11 protein-coding genes are annotated in these 14,744 nt (G+C 74.3%); 4 read left to right on the top strand and 7 right to left on the bottom strand.

Going from position 1 to position 14,744, the window contains the following annotated elements; genetic code table 11:
* Positions 1-143 precede the first annotated feature (143 nt).
* The gene (locus GA0070216_RS25730) at positions 144-884 is read right to left on the bottom strand and encodes a hypothetical protein (protein WP_176739130.1); all 741 of its coding nucleotides are present in this window, start codon (positions 882-884) and stop codon (positions 144-146) included.
* 16 nt (positions 885-900) lie between these two features.
* Positions 901-1,524, bottom strand: coding sequence for an RNA polymerase sigma factor (locus GA0070216_RS25725; protein WP_091251310.1), 624 nt, complete (start codon positions 1,522-1,524; stop codon positions 901-903).
* A gap of 553 nt (positions 1,525-2,077) precedes the next feature.
* Between GA0070216_RS25725 and GA0070216_RS25720 the strand changes: the two genes are divergently transcribed.
* Both GA0070216_RS25720 and GA0070216_RS25715 read left to right on the top strand, forming a co-directional pair.
* Complete coding sequence (locus GA0070216_RS25720) at positions 2,078-3,499, top strand: serine/threonine-protein kinase (RefSeq protein WP_091251307.1); 1,422 nt, start codon at positions 2,078-2,080, stop codon at positions 3,497-3,499.
* A 116-nt stretch (positions 3,500-3,615) separates the two neighbouring features.
* Positions 3,616-4,878, top strand: a complete 1,263-nt coding sequence (locus GA0070216_RS25715) for a nucleotide sugar dehydrogenase (RefSeq protein ID WP_091251305.1) — start codon at positions 3,616-3,618, stop codon at positions 4,876-4,878.
* Positions 4,879-5,018: 140 nt separating this feature from the next.
* Here GA0070216_RS25715 and GA0070216_RS25710 read toward each other — a convergent pair whose 3' ends face one another.
* From GA0070216_RS25710 to GA0070216_RS25695, 4 genes are all read right to left on the bottom strand, one after another.
* Positions 5,019-7,502, bottom strand: a complete 2,484-nt coding sequence (locus GA0070216_RS25710; protein WP_091251402.1) for an ABC transporter permease — start codon at positions 7,500-7,502, stop codon at positions 5,019-5,021.
* Positions 7,503-7,925: 423 nt separating this feature from the next.
* A complete protein-coding gene (locus GA0070216_RS25705; protein ID WP_091251302.1) occupies positions 7,926-8,591 on the bottom strand; it encodes a response regulator in 666 nt (221 codons plus the stop codon).
* Complete coding sequence (locus GA0070216_RS25700; RefSeq protein WP_091251300.1) at positions 8,588-9,820, bottom strand: sensor histidine kinase; 1,233 nt, start codon at positions 9,818-9,820, stop codon at positions 8,588-8,590. Before GA0070216_RS25700 ends, GA0070216_RS25705 begins: the two co-directional genes overlap by 4 nt.
* Positions 9,821-9,878: 58 nt before the next feature.
* Positions 9,879-10,559, bottom strand: coding sequence for a DUF305 domain-containing protein (locus tag GA0070216_RS25695; protein WP_091251297.1), 681 nt, complete (start codon positions 10,557-10,559; stop codon positions 9,879-9,881).
* A 139-nt stretch (positions 10,560-10,698) separates the two neighbouring features.
* Between GA0070216_RS25695 and GA0070216_RS25690 the strand changes: the two genes are divergently transcribed.
* Positions 10,699-12,153, top strand: coding sequence for an LVIVD repeat-containing protein (locus tag GA0070216_RS25690; protein WP_091251294.1), 1,455 nt, complete (start codon positions 10,699-10,701; stop codon positions 12,151-12,153).
* 78 nt (positions 12,154-12,231) lie between these two features.
* On the opposite strand, the gene GA0070216_RS25685 is transcribed toward GA0070216_RS25690, so the two are convergent.
* Positions 12,232-13,248, bottom strand: a complete 1,017-nt coding sequence (locus GA0070216_RS25685) for a linear amide C-N hydrolase (protein WP_245722724.1) — start codon at positions 13,246-13,248, stop codon at positions 12,232-12,234.
* A 267-nt stretch (positions 13,249-13,515) separates the two neighbouring features.
* On the opposite strand from GA0070216_RS25685, the gene GA0070216_RS25680 reads away from it, so the two are divergent.
* Positions 13,516-14,742, top strand: coding sequence for an SLC13 family permease (locus tag GA0070216_RS25680; protein ID WP_245722723.1), 1,227 nt, complete (start codon positions 13,516-13,518; stop codon positions 14,740-14,742).
* Positions 14,743-14,744: the final 2 nt, after the last annotated feature.

Genomic DNA, 14,744 nt, shown 5'->3' with positions numbered 1-14,744 from the left:
ACGGCCCCCTCCCCGACGCCGGGATCCGGCCGTGCCGGCCGGTCCGGGGATGGCCGTGGCGGCCGGCCCCGTGCCTTCATCCTCTGTCCCCCGGACCGATCCCGCAGACCTGACGGCAAGAAATTTCTGTGAAGCCTTTTCGACTAGTTTTTACGGCCGGGACCGCCGCCGGGACCGGGCGGAACACCGGCACCGGCGTGGGACCCGGTCGGGGGGTACCCCGGGACGAGGTCCCGGCAGTAGGCCCCCACCCGGTCCGCCCCGCCCGCGGCGGCCACCAGTCCGGCAAAGCCGGATCTGGTCAACACCTTCACCCGCTGCTCGGGCGACATGGCCAGGTAGGCCCGGCACTGGCCGACCACCTTGCCGGTGCCGGGCGGCCCACCCGGGCCGGGAATCGGGCCCGGGGCGGAAGGGGTGCCGCCGGGGGCAGAGGGGGAACGCCGCGGCGGGGTCCGCCGGTCCGGGCCGGACCGGTGCGGGGTGGGCCGTGCGGACCCGGTGGCGGTGGCGGTGGCGGAGGACGGGGCGGGGTCCGGCGCCCGCTCGGCGGCATGGTCGCGGGTGACGGCGGCGAAGGCCACCCCGGCGGTGGCGGTGGCGGCCAGCGCGGCGATCCAGGCCACCACGCCGGTGGTCAGCCGTCGACGCCGTCGACCGGTCGCGGCGGGACCGGGAACACCGGCGGCCCGCACGGCCCGGAAGGCCGCGACCGCCGCCTGCTCACCGGCGAGTTCACCGGGCCGGGCCGGGCCGGCGGCAGCGGCCAGCAACCGGGCGAGCGGATCGTCGGTGGCAGACGGGGTGCCGGTCGGATCGAGCAGCCGCTCCGCCTCGGCCCGGCCCACCGTCCGGCCGGATCGGCCCGACCGGCGGAAGTTCATCCAGTTTCCCCTCATGTCAGCCGTCCGCCGGCTCGACCCGGGACGCGTGTGGCGTCGGCCGGGGTCGGGGCGGGGTGACCCGCTCGTCGTCGGACGACTGGGGCGCGTCGCCACGCTCCAGCAACGCGGCCAGCCGGCGGAGTCCCCGGTGGGCGGCCGTACGGACCGCTCCTGGCCGCCGGCCGAGCACCCGCCCGGCGGTCTCGGCGTCCAGCCCGATCACCGCCCGCAGCAGCACCGCCTCCGCCTCCCGGGGAGGCAGGGTGGCGATCAGCGCCAACGCGGACTCCGTCCCGATCGTCTCACCGGCCCGCTCGGCGGTGTCGGCGTCCCCGGCGAGGTCACTGAGCGCCTGCACCGGCACCGGGAGGGACGGGCGGCGACGTTGGCGGCGCAGGTGGTCCATGGCCCGGTTGCGGGCGATGGTCACCGCCCAGGCACGGAACTCTCCGCCGGTGAACCGGGACAGGTCCCGGGAGATCTGCAACCAGGTCTCGGACGCCACGTCCTCGGCGTCGGGGCCGACGAGGGCGGTCAGGTAGCGCAGCAGACCAGGCTGGAGGCTGCGGTAGAGGATTCGGAACGACTCCTCGTCACCGGCCTGCGCCGCGACGACCGCCTCGGTGAGGTCTCCGGTCATGGCCGCGCCGCTCCCGCCGTCGGAACCGAGCCGGTGGCGGGCGGACGCATGCCGCAGCCCCGGCCCGCCCAGCGGACCACCTCGCGCACCTTCAGCCCCCCGCTGACCCGATCGCACCCGGCACCGGAGGCCGGGTGACCCGTCCGGCACCGCCGCGGGAGTACGGCGTCGGTATGGGCGCGGTACCGACACCGGGGCGGGGCCAGAGTGGGCAACATTAGGAGCCGGAGGCGGCGGAGGCAAGCGGTCATCGAGGCGGAAAGGGTGAGATAGATCAACTTCGCTGGCGGCGCGTCGCCGTAACACGGATCACGGCGCGGACGCTTCACGCGGACGCCCGGCGCAGCGGCGCAGCGGCGCAGCGGCGCAGCGGCGCAGCGGCGCAGCGGCGCAGCGGGGCAGCGGGGCAGCGGGGCCGAAGTCGACGACCGGACGCCGGTGACAGCGAGTGGACCATCGGTCACTGCTGGTCAGGGTGCTCCCTGCCGGGTCATCCCCCGAATGCCGGGAAGGGATATCGCCATCTGCCGGACGGGAGGACCCTGGGTACGGTATGGGGGTGTTGTCATCCGAGGTCGTGCTCAGCGGTCGCTACCGCCTGGACGAACGTGTCGCCACCGGCGGCATGGGCGATGTCTGGCGGGCCACCGACCTGGTTCTCGGTCGCCAGGTCGCGGTGAAGGTGCTGTTGCCGGCGCTCGTCTCGGACCCCGACTTCATCGCCCGGTTCCGCTCCGAGGCGCGGATCATGGCCGCGCTGCGCAACCCCGGAATCGTCCAGGTCTTCGACTGCGGAGAGGACCGGCTCGACGACGGCAGCCGGGCCGACTACCTCGTCATGGAGTTCGTCGAGGGTGAGCCGCTGTCGCGGCGGATCGAGTCGGCCGGCCACCTGGACGTGACCGAGACGATGTCGGTCGTGGCACAGGTCGCCCAGGCCCTGCACGCCGCGCACGCCGGCGGGATCGTGCACCGGGACGTCAAGCCGAGCAACCTGCTGGTGCAGGAGGACGGCACGGTGGTGCTGGTCGACTTCGGCGTCGCCCGCTCCGCGAATGTGACCAGCATCACCAGCGCCAACGCGGTGCCGGGCACCGCCCTCTACATGGCGCCGGAGCAGGCGTCCGGCCGGCCGGTCTCGGCCGCCACCGACATCTACGCCCTCGGCGCGGTGGCGCACTGCTGCCTGACCGGGCAACCACCCTTCACCGGGGACAACCCGCTCCAGGTGGCCGTCCGGCATCTGGACGACGAGCCCCCGGAGCTGCCGGCGGACATTCCGATGCCGGTCCGTGCCCTGGTGGCGCGGGCGTTGGCCAAGGATCCGGCGGACCGCTTCGCCACGGGTGCCGAGATGGCCGCCGCCGCCCGCGCCGCGAGCGGTGACGGCACCGCCACCGCCATGACCGCCCTGGTGACCCCGCCGCTGCGCGACCCGTCCGGGGCGAACGCCCCCCGCCTCGTCTCGGCCAGGACGCCGAGGACGGTGGTCGGCGCGGGGTCGGGGCGGGCCCGCCGGGGCTCGCTGGTCGGCGCGCTGGCCGCCGTGCTGGTCGCGTTGACCGCGCTGGGCGCCGCGCTGGGCGCCGCGAAGTCGCTCGACAACGGCGTGCCGAACATCCGCAGCACCGGGCCGGCGGTGGCACCCACCGAGCAGAGCGCGGCCCCGACGGTCGTCGAGGAGACCGGCTCCGACGAGCCGGAGCGACCGAACCGGCCGGGGAACCAGAACGCGAAGCCGTCGCCGTCGATCACGGTCAGCCCGACGCCGCTGCCGAACGGGTCGTCCCAGCCGGTGCCGACCAATTCCGCGCCGGCCACCCCGGTGGAGACGACGACTCCGGCCGGACCCACCCCGCCGGAACCCACGACCCCCGCCGGAACCACCCCGCCGGTGACGACACCGCCCACGCCCGACGCGGGCGGCGGTGGAGGTGGTGGGGACGGCGACGGGCTGCCACCGGCCGGCAGCTGAGCGATCCTCTCGTTTCGTTAGGAAAACCCCGGGAAGCCCCAGGAACACCAAAACGGGCGTAGATCGCCATATCGCCATCTAGGCTCCCTGCAAGGACACGCTTGCAGGGAGCCCGGGTGAACGCAGAAAAGCTCGTCGTCATCGGTCAGGGATATGTCGGACTGCCGCTGGCCATGCGCGCCGTCGAAGCCGGACTGGACGTGGTCGGACTCGACGTCGACGCCGACCGGGTCAAGCGGCTCGCCTCCGGCGAGTCCTTCGTCGAGGACATTCCGGCCGACCGGCTCGGCCGCGCCCTGGCCAGCGGCCGGTACCGGCCGAGTACCGAGTATCCGGACGCCGAGGGTTTCGACATCTGCGTGATCACCGTGCCCACCCCGCTGCGCGACGGGGCGCCCGATCTGAGCTACGTCGAGCAGGCCGGCACCGCCGTCGGCCCGTACGTCCGGCAGGGGTGCACGGTGGTGCTGGAGTCGACCACCTACCCGGGGACCACCGAGGACCTGCTCCGCCCGCTGCTGGAGGCGGCGAGCGGACTGCGCAGTCCGGGCGACTTCCACCTCGGCTACAGCCCGGAACGGATCGACCCGGGCAACCCCACCTGGCGGTTGGAGAACACCCCGAAGGTGGTGTCCGGGGTGGACGCGGCGTCGCTGGCCCGGGTGGACGGCTTCTACCGGCGGCTGGTCGAGCGGACCGTCCCGGTGGACTCCACCCGGGTCGCCGAGCTGACCAAGCTGATCGAGAACACCTTCCGGCAGGTCAACATCGCGCTGATCAACGAGCTGGCGATGGCCTCCCACCAGTTGGGCATCGACGCCTGGCAGGCCATCGAGGCCGCCTCGTCCAAGCCGTTCGGTTTCATGCCGTTCCGCCCCGGGCCGGGGGTCGGCGGGCACTGCCTGCCGATCGACCCGTGCTACCTGTCCTGGCAGGTCAAACGCACCCTGGGCCGACCGTTCCGGTTCATCGAGCTGGCCGACGACATCAACCACCAGATGCCCGAGCACGTGGCCCAGCGGGTGATGGCCGGGTTGAACCGGATCGGCCGGCCGGTCAACGGGGCACGGCTGCTGCTGCTCGGGCTGGCGTACAAGAAGAACACCGGCGACATGCGCGACTCGCCCGCGGTGGACGTGGCCCGGCGGTTGCAGGCGCTCGGCGCGGACGTGCACGCGGTGGAGCCGTACGCGGAGCCGCAGCACATCCCGGGCGGGGTGGTGGTGGTCGACCTGACCGAGCGGGAGATCGCCGCGGCCGACGCGGTGGTCCTGGTGACCGACCACGACAGCTTCGACTACGACCTGGTCACCCGGCACGCCCGGTACGTCTTCGACACCCGGGACCGGTGCCGGGGCGAGATGGTGGAACGGCTCTGACCGCAGGTCCCGCCGCACCCGAGCGACGCCGACCCGCCCGTCGGGGGGCACCCCGCCGATCACGCGACGCCGCTCGGGCCGTAGCGGCCACCGGCCGGCACCAGGGCGGCCGGACGGCGGCACCGAGCCGGCGGGCGGGGTCAGTCCGCGCCGAGCGCCGTCACCACCGGACCGGCCAGCGCCCGGCGGGCCGGCAACACCGAGGCGGCCAGCGCGGCGAGCACCGCCACGGCCAGGATCAGCCCCAGCCGTCCCCAGGGCAGCACCAACGTGAAGTCCCCGCCCACCCGGGCGACGAAGGCCACCGCCCCGGCGCTGACCCCGACGCCCAGTGCGATGCCGAGCAGCGCGCCGACCACTGCGGTCAGCACCGCCTCGACGGCCAGCAGCGCCCGCATCCGACCCCGGGACAGGCCCAGGGCGCGCAGCACCGCGTTCTCCCGGGTGCGTTCCACCACCGAGAGGCTGAGCGTGTTCGCGACACCGACCAGGGCGATCACCACCGCCAGGCCGAGCAGCGCGGTGACGAAGGCCAGCAGCATGTCCACCGTGCCGGTGAGCATCCTCTTGTAGGCCGCCTGGTCCAGCAGGTTCACGGTCGGATACCGGGCCACCACCGCCTCGACGGCGGCGCGGGCCTGCACGGCGGACACCCCGTCGGCCGGCTCCACCTCGGCCAGGTAGCCGCGTTCGGCGGGAAAGAGCGCGGTGAAGTCGGTGTCGGTCAGCTCGACGACGTGCCCTTCGGCAACGCCGACCGGGCTCGGCCCGACCACCTCGGCGGTGACCACGGCGGCCACCCGGAACGGACGCCCCGCCACGGTGACCGTCGACCCCACCCGCCAGCCCCGCGCGGCGGCCAACTCCCGGTGCACCAGCACCGCGCCCGGCCCCAGGTCGGCGACGTCCCCGGCGTCGACCCCGGTGAGGGTACGACGCACCAGCGCCGGATGCGCGGAGCGTAGCGCCACCCCGTCGACGACCCGGCCGCGCTGCTCGTGCACCACGCCCAGTTCCGGGCGCGCGGCCAACTCGGTGGCGACCCGGTCGGGCAGGTCATCACCGATGCCGGTGACCAGGTAGTCGACGCCGATCCGAGCGTCCACCGCCCGCTCGATGCCCACCTTGATACTGCCGGCACCGACCACGAACGCCGAGACCAACCCGATGCCGATCACCAGGGCGGTGGCGGTCGCGGACACCCGCCGGGGGTTGCGGGCCGCGTTGGCGACGGCGAGCGTGGCGGTGGCCCCGAGCAACGGTCGCAACGGTCGACCGAGCACCCGGACCAGCCGTGGCACCAGCACCGGACCGAACAGCACGATGCCGAAGAAGGCGAGCACCCCGCCCAGGGCGACCAGGGCGATCTGGCCGACGGCGGCGGCCCCGGCCAGCGCACCGACACCGACGGCACCGACCAGCGCGCCGAGCGCCAGCCGGACCCGCCCGGCACCCCGGGCCGGCTGTCCGGCGGCATCGGTGAGCGCGGCGATCGGCGGCACCCGGGTGCCCTGCCACGCCGGCACCAGTGCGGACCCGACGGTGACCACGGTGCCGAGCAGCAGGCTGAGCAGCACGGTCCGGGCGGTCAGCCTGAGGTCGCCGGAGATCGGCAGGTCGAGGCGCGGGGCCAGGGCCGTCGCCCCGGCGGCCAGACCGACGCCGAGCGCCACCCCGAGGGCCGAGCCGACCAGGCCGAGCGTCGCCGACTCCCCCAGGGCGGCCCGGAAGACCTGGCTCCGGCGGGCCCCCACCAGGCGCAACAGGGCCGTCCGCCGGGCCCGCTGGGCGAGCACGATGGCGAAGGTGTTGGCGATGACGAACCCGGCCACCACCACCGCCACCCCGGCGAAGGTGAGCAGCACCATGCCGAACTGGTCCAGGTCGCGGACCGCGTCGTCGACGGCCTCGTCCAGGATCTGCTGCCGCGACTTCACCGTGGCGTCCTCCCCGCCGACCGCCCCGGCCACCCGCGCGGCCAACGCCGACGCGGACGTGCCCGGCTCGGCGGCCACCATGATCCGGCCATAGCCCCGTTCCCCGCTGACCGCCAGGGCGTCCGCGCCGACCAGGCCGATGAACGGGCCACCGACGTCCCGCGTGGTGTCGGCCACGTCCACCGTGCCGACCAGGGTGTACGGCCGGGCCGGGCCGGTGGATCCGCCGACGGAGACCGGGGTGCCGAGGGCGAAGCCCTCCCGCGTGGCCGTCGGCGCGTCGAGGGCCACCTCACCGGGGCGGTCGGGCAGTCGGCCGGCCACCACATCGTACGAGCGCAGCGCCGGTTCGGTGGGGATGGCGGCGAGGACCGCGAAGCCGAGCACCCGGCGGCCGTCGGCACCGACCACCCCGGCGGAGGCGGTCAGCTCACCGGCGGCGGCGGCCACCCCGTCGACCGCACGGACCCGGTCGACCAGGGCCGGGGACAGGGCGCTCCCCCCGGCGTAGACACCGAGGTCGGTGTGCCGGTCGAAGGCACCGGCCCGTTCGTACGCCCCGGCCCGCATCCCGTCGGTGAGCATCAGCGTGCCGGCGACGAAGGCGACGCCGAGCACGATCGCCAGCGAGGACAGCAGCAGGCGCACCGCGTCGGCGCGCAACGTGCGCAGGGTCAGCCGCCACATCCCGGTCACCGCCGGTCGAGGGCGACGGTCGCGAACCCGGCGGGCCGGCCGGACACTGGCACCACGGGCCCGACGGGCACTGGCACTGCGGACCGGACGGACGCTGGCACCGCAGGCCCGACGGGCACTGGCACCACGGGCCGGACAGGAGCGAACGCAGCGGGCCGGACGGGCGTGCGGCGGCCGGTAGCGGGCCGGCCGGGCCGGTGCACATCGGCGGTGGGTGGGACTGGCGCGGGGCGGCCGGCGGCCGGACGGACGGTGCTGGGGACGGACATGGAGACTCCCGGTCGGCGTGGTGCAGGGTCCCCACCGACGCTAGGCAGCGCAAGACCGGCCGGCGTCCACCCGGCCGCTCGGGTCGACTCCCCCGCAGGTCGTCCCCCACCGGGGCAACCCGTACGACCCAGGTCGTACCCCGGCTCAGCCGCCCGGGGTGACCAGGCCGCTCTCGTACGCCAGGACCACCACCTGGACCCGGTCGCGGAGCTGGAGCTTGGCCAGGATCCGGCCGACGTGGGTCTTCACGGTCGCCTCGGCGACGTGCACCCGGGCGGCGATCTCGGCGTTGGCCAGCCCCTGGGCGACCAGCAGCAGGATCTCCCGTTCCCGGTCGGTGAGCTGGGCCAGTCGCGGGTCCTCGGCGGGGGCGGGGCCGAGCCGGTCGGCGAACCGGTCCAGCAGCCGGCGGGTGATCGACGGGGCGACCACCGAGTCGCCCTCGGCGACCACCCGGATGGCCGCCAGCAGCTCCTCCGGGGGCACGTTCTTGAGCAGGAAACCGCTGGCCCCGGCCCGCAGGGCGGCGAACGCGTCCGCCTCCGTGTCGAAGGTGGTGAGCACCAGCACCCGGGGCCGACCGTCGGTGGAGGCGGCGCAGATCCGGCGGGTCGCCTCCACCCCGTCCATGGTCGGCATCCGCAGGTCCATCACCACCACGTCGGCCTCGACCCGGGCCAGCACCCGCAGCGCGTCCGCCCCGTCGATCGCCTCACCGACGACCGCCAGGTCGGGTTGGGAGTCGAGCACCATCCGGAAGCCGGCCCGCACCAGCGCCTGGTCGTCCACGATCACCACTCGCACCGTCATACCGCGATCACCTCCGGGTCCGGGGTCGACGGTAGCGGCAGCCGCACCTCGACCTGCCACCCACCACCGGTACGGGGGCCGGCGGTGAGTCGGCCGTCGTACACGCCGACCCGCTCGCGCATCCCGACCAGGCCGTGGCCGCCGGAGGGCGCCGGCCGGGCCGGCGGGCGTCCGCGCCCGTCGTCGCTCACCCGGACCACCAGGTCGTCGTCGACGCCGAGCGCCACCGTGACGTCCGCGCCGACCCCGGCGTGCTTGAGGGCGTTGGTGAGGGCCTCCTGCACCACCCGGTAGACGGTCAGGTCGAGCCCGGGTGGCAGGGTGGCCGGCACGTCCTCGGCCCGGTACCGGACCCGCAGGCCGGCGTCGCGGAACCGGCCCACCAGCGCGGGCAGCTCGGCGACGGTGGCCCGGCGGCGTTCCGGGTCGGTGTTGGGGGTGGTCGCACCGGCACCGGTGGTCGGCTCCGGCGGGCTGGGCTCGCGCAACACGTCGACCAGCCGACGCATCTCCTCCAGGGCCTGCCGGCCGGTGTCGGCCACGACCTTCACCGCGTGCCGGGCGGTCTCCGGGTCCCGGTCGAACAGCAGCCGGGCCCCGTCGGCCTGCACGATCATCACCGCCATGCTGTGCGCCACCACGTCGTGCAGCTCGCGGGCGATCCGGGCCCGTTCGCCGACCACCGCCGCGCGGGCCTCGGCCTCCCGCTCACGTTCCAGGGTGGCGGCCCGTTCCTCCAGGCTGAGCACGTAGAGCCGGCGGGTACGAACGTTCAGCGCGGCCAGCCACACCCCGCCGGTGATCAGCCCGAAGTAGATCGCGGTGGCCCACCAGGCGACGTTGGACTGGGCCTGCGAGGCGGCCAGCAGCACGCCGACGGCGGCGACGGCACCGGCCACCATGCCGTCGCGCAGCCGGTCGGCGTACTTGACCACGCTGTAGAGGGCGATCAGCACGGCGACGTCGTAGGCCAGCGGACCCCAGCCCGCGACCACCTGGGTCAACGCCAGCACGGCGACCACCGTCGCGACCAGCGACGGGTGGCCGCGCCGGAACAGCAGGGCCACCGCCATGCCCAGGCCGACCAGGGCGGCCCACCAGCCACCGGGCTGGGCTGACATCCCGGGCTGGGACGCCGCTGTGACCAGGGTGAAGAGCACCACCAGCGCGCTGACGCAGACGTCGAAGGCGACGCCGCGCAGCGGGCGACCGAAGAGGGTACGGCTCACGGTGACCGAGCGTAGTGCCCCGTTCGGCGTCGATGCGGGCCTGCCGGCCGAACAGGGCTCAGACCAGCTCGCGCAGCCGGGCGATCTCCACGGTCTGCTCGGTCGCCACCGCGTTGGCGAACTCGTTGAGCTGCTGGTCGACACCGGCGGAGAGTAGCTGGGTGGCCATCGTCACCGCGCCCTCGTGGTGGGCGGTCATCAGCTGGACGAAGAGCCGGTCGAAGGCGACGCCCCGGGCGGCGGTGAGCTGCCGGACCGCCTCGGGGGACTGCATGCCCGGCATCCGGCCGTGATCGTGGCCGGGTTCCTCGGCGGCCAGGCCACGGGCGTCGAGCCAGCCGCGCAGCAGCCCGACCTCGGGTCCCTGCGCACCCCGGATCCGGGCGGCGATCGCCTTGACCTGGGCGCTGACGGCCCGGTCGGGGGCGAGCGCGGCCAACTGGAGGGCCTGTTGGTGGTGCGGGATCATCATCCGCACGAACCAGACGTCGAGGGTGTTGTAGCGAGGGGCGCCGGTGTCGCGGACGTCCTGCGCGGGCCGGGTCGCGGCGGGCTCCCCCGGCCGGCCGGGCACGATCACCGCAGGGGCGTCCGCCGGGAGGGTCGGAGTCGGCGCGGCCGTGCGGCCTGCGGCTGCCGGGGTCGACCCGCCGTCGGGGCGCAGGGCCAGCACGACCGCCAGCAGGACGACGGCGGCGACTGTGACGGCGAGCAGGGTCCGTCCACGGCGGCCGGTCATGCGACTCCCCCTCCGATCGAGGTCGTCGCGATCGTATCCATTCACCAAGGCGGATTGATGTGACCCAGATCACATCAACTGTCATCACTGGCCGGTAAGGTGTCTGATACGCATCGTCCCCTTTCGAAGGGTTCCGCCGATGATCAGGTTCTCCCTGCCCCGACGACGGCAGCTGAAGATCGTCAGCGTGGTCGCCGCCGGTCTGCTGGTGGCGAGCGTCGCCACCAGCCCGGCGAGCAACGCCGCACCGGCCACCGCGACGGAGGGCGTGACCCCGGCGGCCCCGGGCCTCGCCGTCGACGAGATCTCCAGCAGCCCCAACCTGCGCCAGGTGGCCAACCTGCCCAAGCAGGCCCCGTTCGACACCACCAGCGCGCTCGGCACCGACATGGCCTTCCAGGACCGGTACGCCTTCGTCGGCAACTACAACGGCTTCGTCATCTACGACATCGGCCGCCCCAGCGCCCCCAAGATCGTGTCGCAGGTGCTCTGCGCCGGCTCGCAGAACGACATCTCGGTCTACGGCAACCTGCTCTTCCTCTCCACCGACTCGTCCCGCACCGACGACTCCTGCAACAGCGTCGCGCAGCCGGCGACGGTGAAGGAGTCCTGGGAGGGCATCAAGGTCTTCGACATCAGTGACAAGGCCGCTCCGCGTTACATCAAGTCGGTGGAGACCGCCTGCGGTTCACACACCCACACCCTCGTCCCGGGCAAGGACCGCAAGACCGTCTACCTGTACGTGTCGTCGTACAGCCCCCGGGCGGACTTCCCCGACTGCCAGCCGCCGCACGACTCGATCTCGATCGTCAAGGTCCCGGTGAAGAAGCCGACCGAGGCGGCCGTGGTGGCCACCCCGAACCTCTTCCCGGACGGTGGCTACGAGGGCATCCCCGGTCAGACCTCGGCCACCTCCGGTTGCCACGACATCACCGCCTACCCGGCCAAGGACCTGGCCGCCGGTGCCTGCATGGGCGACGGCGTCCTGCTGGACATCCGCAACCGCGAGGCGCCCCGGGTGATCAACCGGGTCCGGGACACGGTCAACTTCGCGTTCTGGCACTCGGCGACGTTCAACAACGCCGGGACCAAGGTGGTCTTCACCGACGAACTCGGCGGCGGCGGCGCGGCCACCTGCAACGAGATCGTCGGCCCGCAGCGGGGCGCGGACGCCATCTACGACATCACCGGCCGTGGTGACGCCCGGGCAATGGTCTTCCGCAGCTACTTCAAGATTCCCCGCACCAACGCCGACACCGAGAACTGCGTGGCCCACAACGGCTCGCTGATCCCGGTCCTCGGCAAGGACGTCATGGTGCAGGCGTGGTACCAGGGCGGGGTCTCGGTCTGGGACTTCACCGACTCGACCCGCCCGAAGGAGATCGGCTTCTGGGAGCGGGGGCCGCTGTCGGACACCCAGCTCACCACCGGTGGCGCCTGGTCGACCTACTACTACAACGGGCACATCTACTCCAGCGACATCCAGAAGGGCCTGGACGTGCTCAAGCTCAACGACTGGCGGACCTGGACGGCCGATCTGGTCCGGGTCCCCGAGCTGAACGTGCAGACCCAGGCCGGCTACCTCAGCTGGTAACCCGACCCACCGACGACGAACGGCCCGGCCCCCTGGGGCCGGGCCGTTCGTGGCCCGGAGACGCCGTGGGTGAAGGGGTCAGCGGATCGGCAACTGGTAACGGCGCTCCTGGCCACCGCCGGCCACGGTGACCAGCCGGACCTCACCGTCTCGCAGGCCGTACGTCACCGACCAGCGGGTGTGCCCCTGCCGGACCTGGTCCAGCAGGCGCAATGCCGCCGCCGGTTCGACCCGGCCGTCGGCCCGGTCCAGCGCCGCCGCGAGGACGCCGTAGCGGTGGTCACGGCGACGCTGCTGCTCCGGTACGTCGACCACCGGCACATTGGTCAGCGCCTGCCACCGCCCCTGCGTCCGCTGCACCCGCATCGTCCCGTCGACGAACTCGACCACCGCCGACCGGCCGCCCGCGTCGGCGAGCAGGTAGTGCAGCGGCGGCCCGCCGTCGAAGTCGAGGTTGTGCCGGCCGAATAGCGCCACCGCCTCGTCCACCGTGGCCGCCCGGTCCAGCACCAGCCGCAGAATGCGCACCGACCCGACGGTGGGCCGCCCCGGCACCGGCTCGGCCGTCGCGTTGTCGTCGGCGGCCAGCCCGACGGCCAGCCCCCGCTCGTTCATCCCGTCGAAAGGCAGCAGCGGCGCGTCGAGCAACCGACGGTCCCCGGTCGGGTCCGGGCCCACCCCGAGATAGGAGAGGTCGACCAGGGAGACCGAGGCGTAGCCCTCGGGCGGGTCGGTGCGCAGCACCATCGCCGGGTTGGCGTCCCAGTCGAAGTTGCGGGCGAACAGCGGCCGGGCCGGGTCGCCGGAGGCGGCGAAGAGGGAGCAACCGAACGGGCCGGTCTCCGGCCGGGCGTCGGTGCCCACCGTCGGGTCGTACCCGCCGACGTAGGTCATCTCGTAGAGCGGCAGGTCGTCGACCTTGCGCAGGCTGTCCAGCGTCCGCCGGGCCTGCTCCGGGTCCTGTCGGGAGGCGACCGGCGGGCTCGCGGCGCCCCGGTCGGTCGAGGTCGGGCCGGTGGGGGCCGAGCCGGTCGGGTTCCCCTCGGCACAGCCGGTGGTGACGAGCAACAGGGCCAGTCCGGCCCCCAGCAGCATCCTGCGCATATCTCCTGAACGCTAGGGCAGGCATGGCGGGATGTCCACCGTGACCGTTGGCCGTCGGCGGCACCGGCGGTGCGGTCGGCGTGCGGGCGCTCCCGGCGGACCGGCGCGGAACCGCCCGGGGGTGCGGGTCACCGGAGGGTGCGCGGCTCGCCGGAGGGTGCGGCTCGCCGGAGAGTGCGCGGGTCGCCGGGAGCGGCGGGTGGGCAGTTCCGGCGGACCGGCGTCGGACCTGGGCCGGCTGTGCGAGGATCGTGCGCCGTGACACCTGCCGGCGGGACACCGCCCGTCCCGACCGACCGCCCCCGCCGTCCGAGGCTGCACCCGCTGGACCGGGTGGCGATCGGACTGGCCCTGCTGGGCCTCGGCGCGGTGGTCACCGGGCTGCTCCCCCGGGCCGACGCCGCAGCGACGCTGCACCGCGTCCTGCCGCTGCTGCTCTTCCTCGGCGCGGTGGTGGTGCTCGCCGAGTTGACCGCCGTCGCCGGCGTGTTCGACGTGCTGGCCACCCGGCTGGCGATCGTCGCCCGGGGCAGCTTCGCCGCCCTGTTCCTGCTCTGCGTCGGGTTCGCCTCGCTCACCACCATCGCCCTCAACCTGGACACCACCGCGGTCCTGCTCACCCCGGTGATGATCGCGCTGGCCCGCAAGCTGGGTGTCGCCCCGGGGCCGCTGGCGATGACCACGGTCTGGCTGGCCAACACCGCCAGCCTGCTGCTGCCGGTGTCGAACCTGACCAACCTGCTCGCCGCCGACCGGATCGCCCTGGCCCCGGCGGCGTACGCGGCCAGGATGGCGCTGCCGCAGGTCGCGGCGATCGGGGTGACCATGGCGGGGCTGTGGCTCTGGTACTGGCGGCGGGGTCGACGCGACGCCGAGCGGTTCACCCCTCCCCCACCGTACCGGCCGGCGGACCGGCTGCTGTTCGGCACGGCGGTCGCCGGCTGCCTGCTGCTCGTCGGCGGCATCCTGGCCGGGGTGGAGATCGGCGTCGCCGCCGCCGTCGCCGCCGGCCTGGTGGTGCTCGGCTTCCTGGTCCGGTCCCGACGTACCCTGCGCCCGGCACTGCTGCCCTGGCGGCTGCTGGTCTTCGTGACCGGCCTGTTCCTGGTGGTGCAGACCCTCGGCCGGCACGGGCTGGACGACCTGGTGTCGGTGCTGCTCGGGGACGCCGGTGGCACGGTGGGGGCGCTGCGGGCCGGTGGCACCGGCGCGTTCCTGGCCAACCTGGTCAACAACCTGCCCGCCTACCTGGCCGGGGAGGCGGTGCTCCCGCCCGGCGACGAGACCCGGCTGCTGGCGCTGCTGATCGGCACCAACGTCGGCCCGCTGGCGGTGCCGTGGGCGTCGCTGGCGACCCTGCTGTGGTTCGAGCGGTGCCGGGCCGCCGGGGTGACCGTGCCGTGGGGCCGGTTCGTGGCGACCAGCGCGGTGGTCGCGGTGCTCGCCACGGTCGCCGCGGTGCTCGCCCTGCTGGTGGTCGGCTGACC

Source organism: Micromonospora matsumotoense (assembly GCF_900091525.1).
Taxonomy (GTDB): Bacteria; Actinomycetota; Actinomycetes; order Mycobacteriales; family Micromonosporaceae; genus Micromonospora; species Micromonospora matsumotoensis.
Note: the sequence above shows the minus strand (reverse complement) of the source record. Positions and strands in the feature narration are given on the sequence as shown.

Excerpts from the sequence above, each read along its gene's own strand:
- GA0070216_RS25730 (WP_176739130.1), bottom strand. The coding sequence starts at position 884 with ATGAACTTCCGCCGGTCGGGCCGATCCGGCCGGACGGTGGGCCGGGCC.
- GA0070216_RS25725 (WP_091251310.1), bottom strand. The coding sequence starts at position 1,524 with ATGACCGGAGACCTCACCGAGGCGGTCGTCGCGGCGCAGGCCGGTGAC.
- GA0070216_RS25720 (WP_091251307.1), top strand. The coding sequence starts at position 2,078 with ATGGGGGTGTTGTCATCCGAGGTCGTGCTCAGCGGTCGCTACCGCCTG.
- GA0070216_RS25710 (WP_091251402.1), bottom strand. The coding sequence starts at position 7,502 with ATGTGGCGGCTGACCCTGCGCACGTTGCGCGCCGACGCGGTGCGCCTG.
- GA0070216_RS25705 (WP_091251302.1), bottom strand. The coding sequence starts at position 8,591 with ATGACGGTGCGAGTGGTGATCGTGGACGACCAGGCGCTGGTGCGGGCC.
- GA0070216_RS25695 (WP_091251297.1), bottom strand. The coding sequence starts at position 10,559 with ATGACCGGCCGCCGTGGACGGACCCTGCTCGCCGTCACAGTCGCCGCC.
- GA0070216_RS25690 (WP_091251294.1), top strand. The coding sequence starts at position 10,699 with ATGATCAGGTTCTCCCTGCCCCGACGACGGCAGCTGAAGATCGTCAGC.
- GA0070216_RS25685 (WP_245722724.1), bottom strand. The coding sequence starts at position 13,248 with ATGCTGCTGGGGGCCGGACTGGCCCTGTTGCTCGTCACCACCGGCTGT.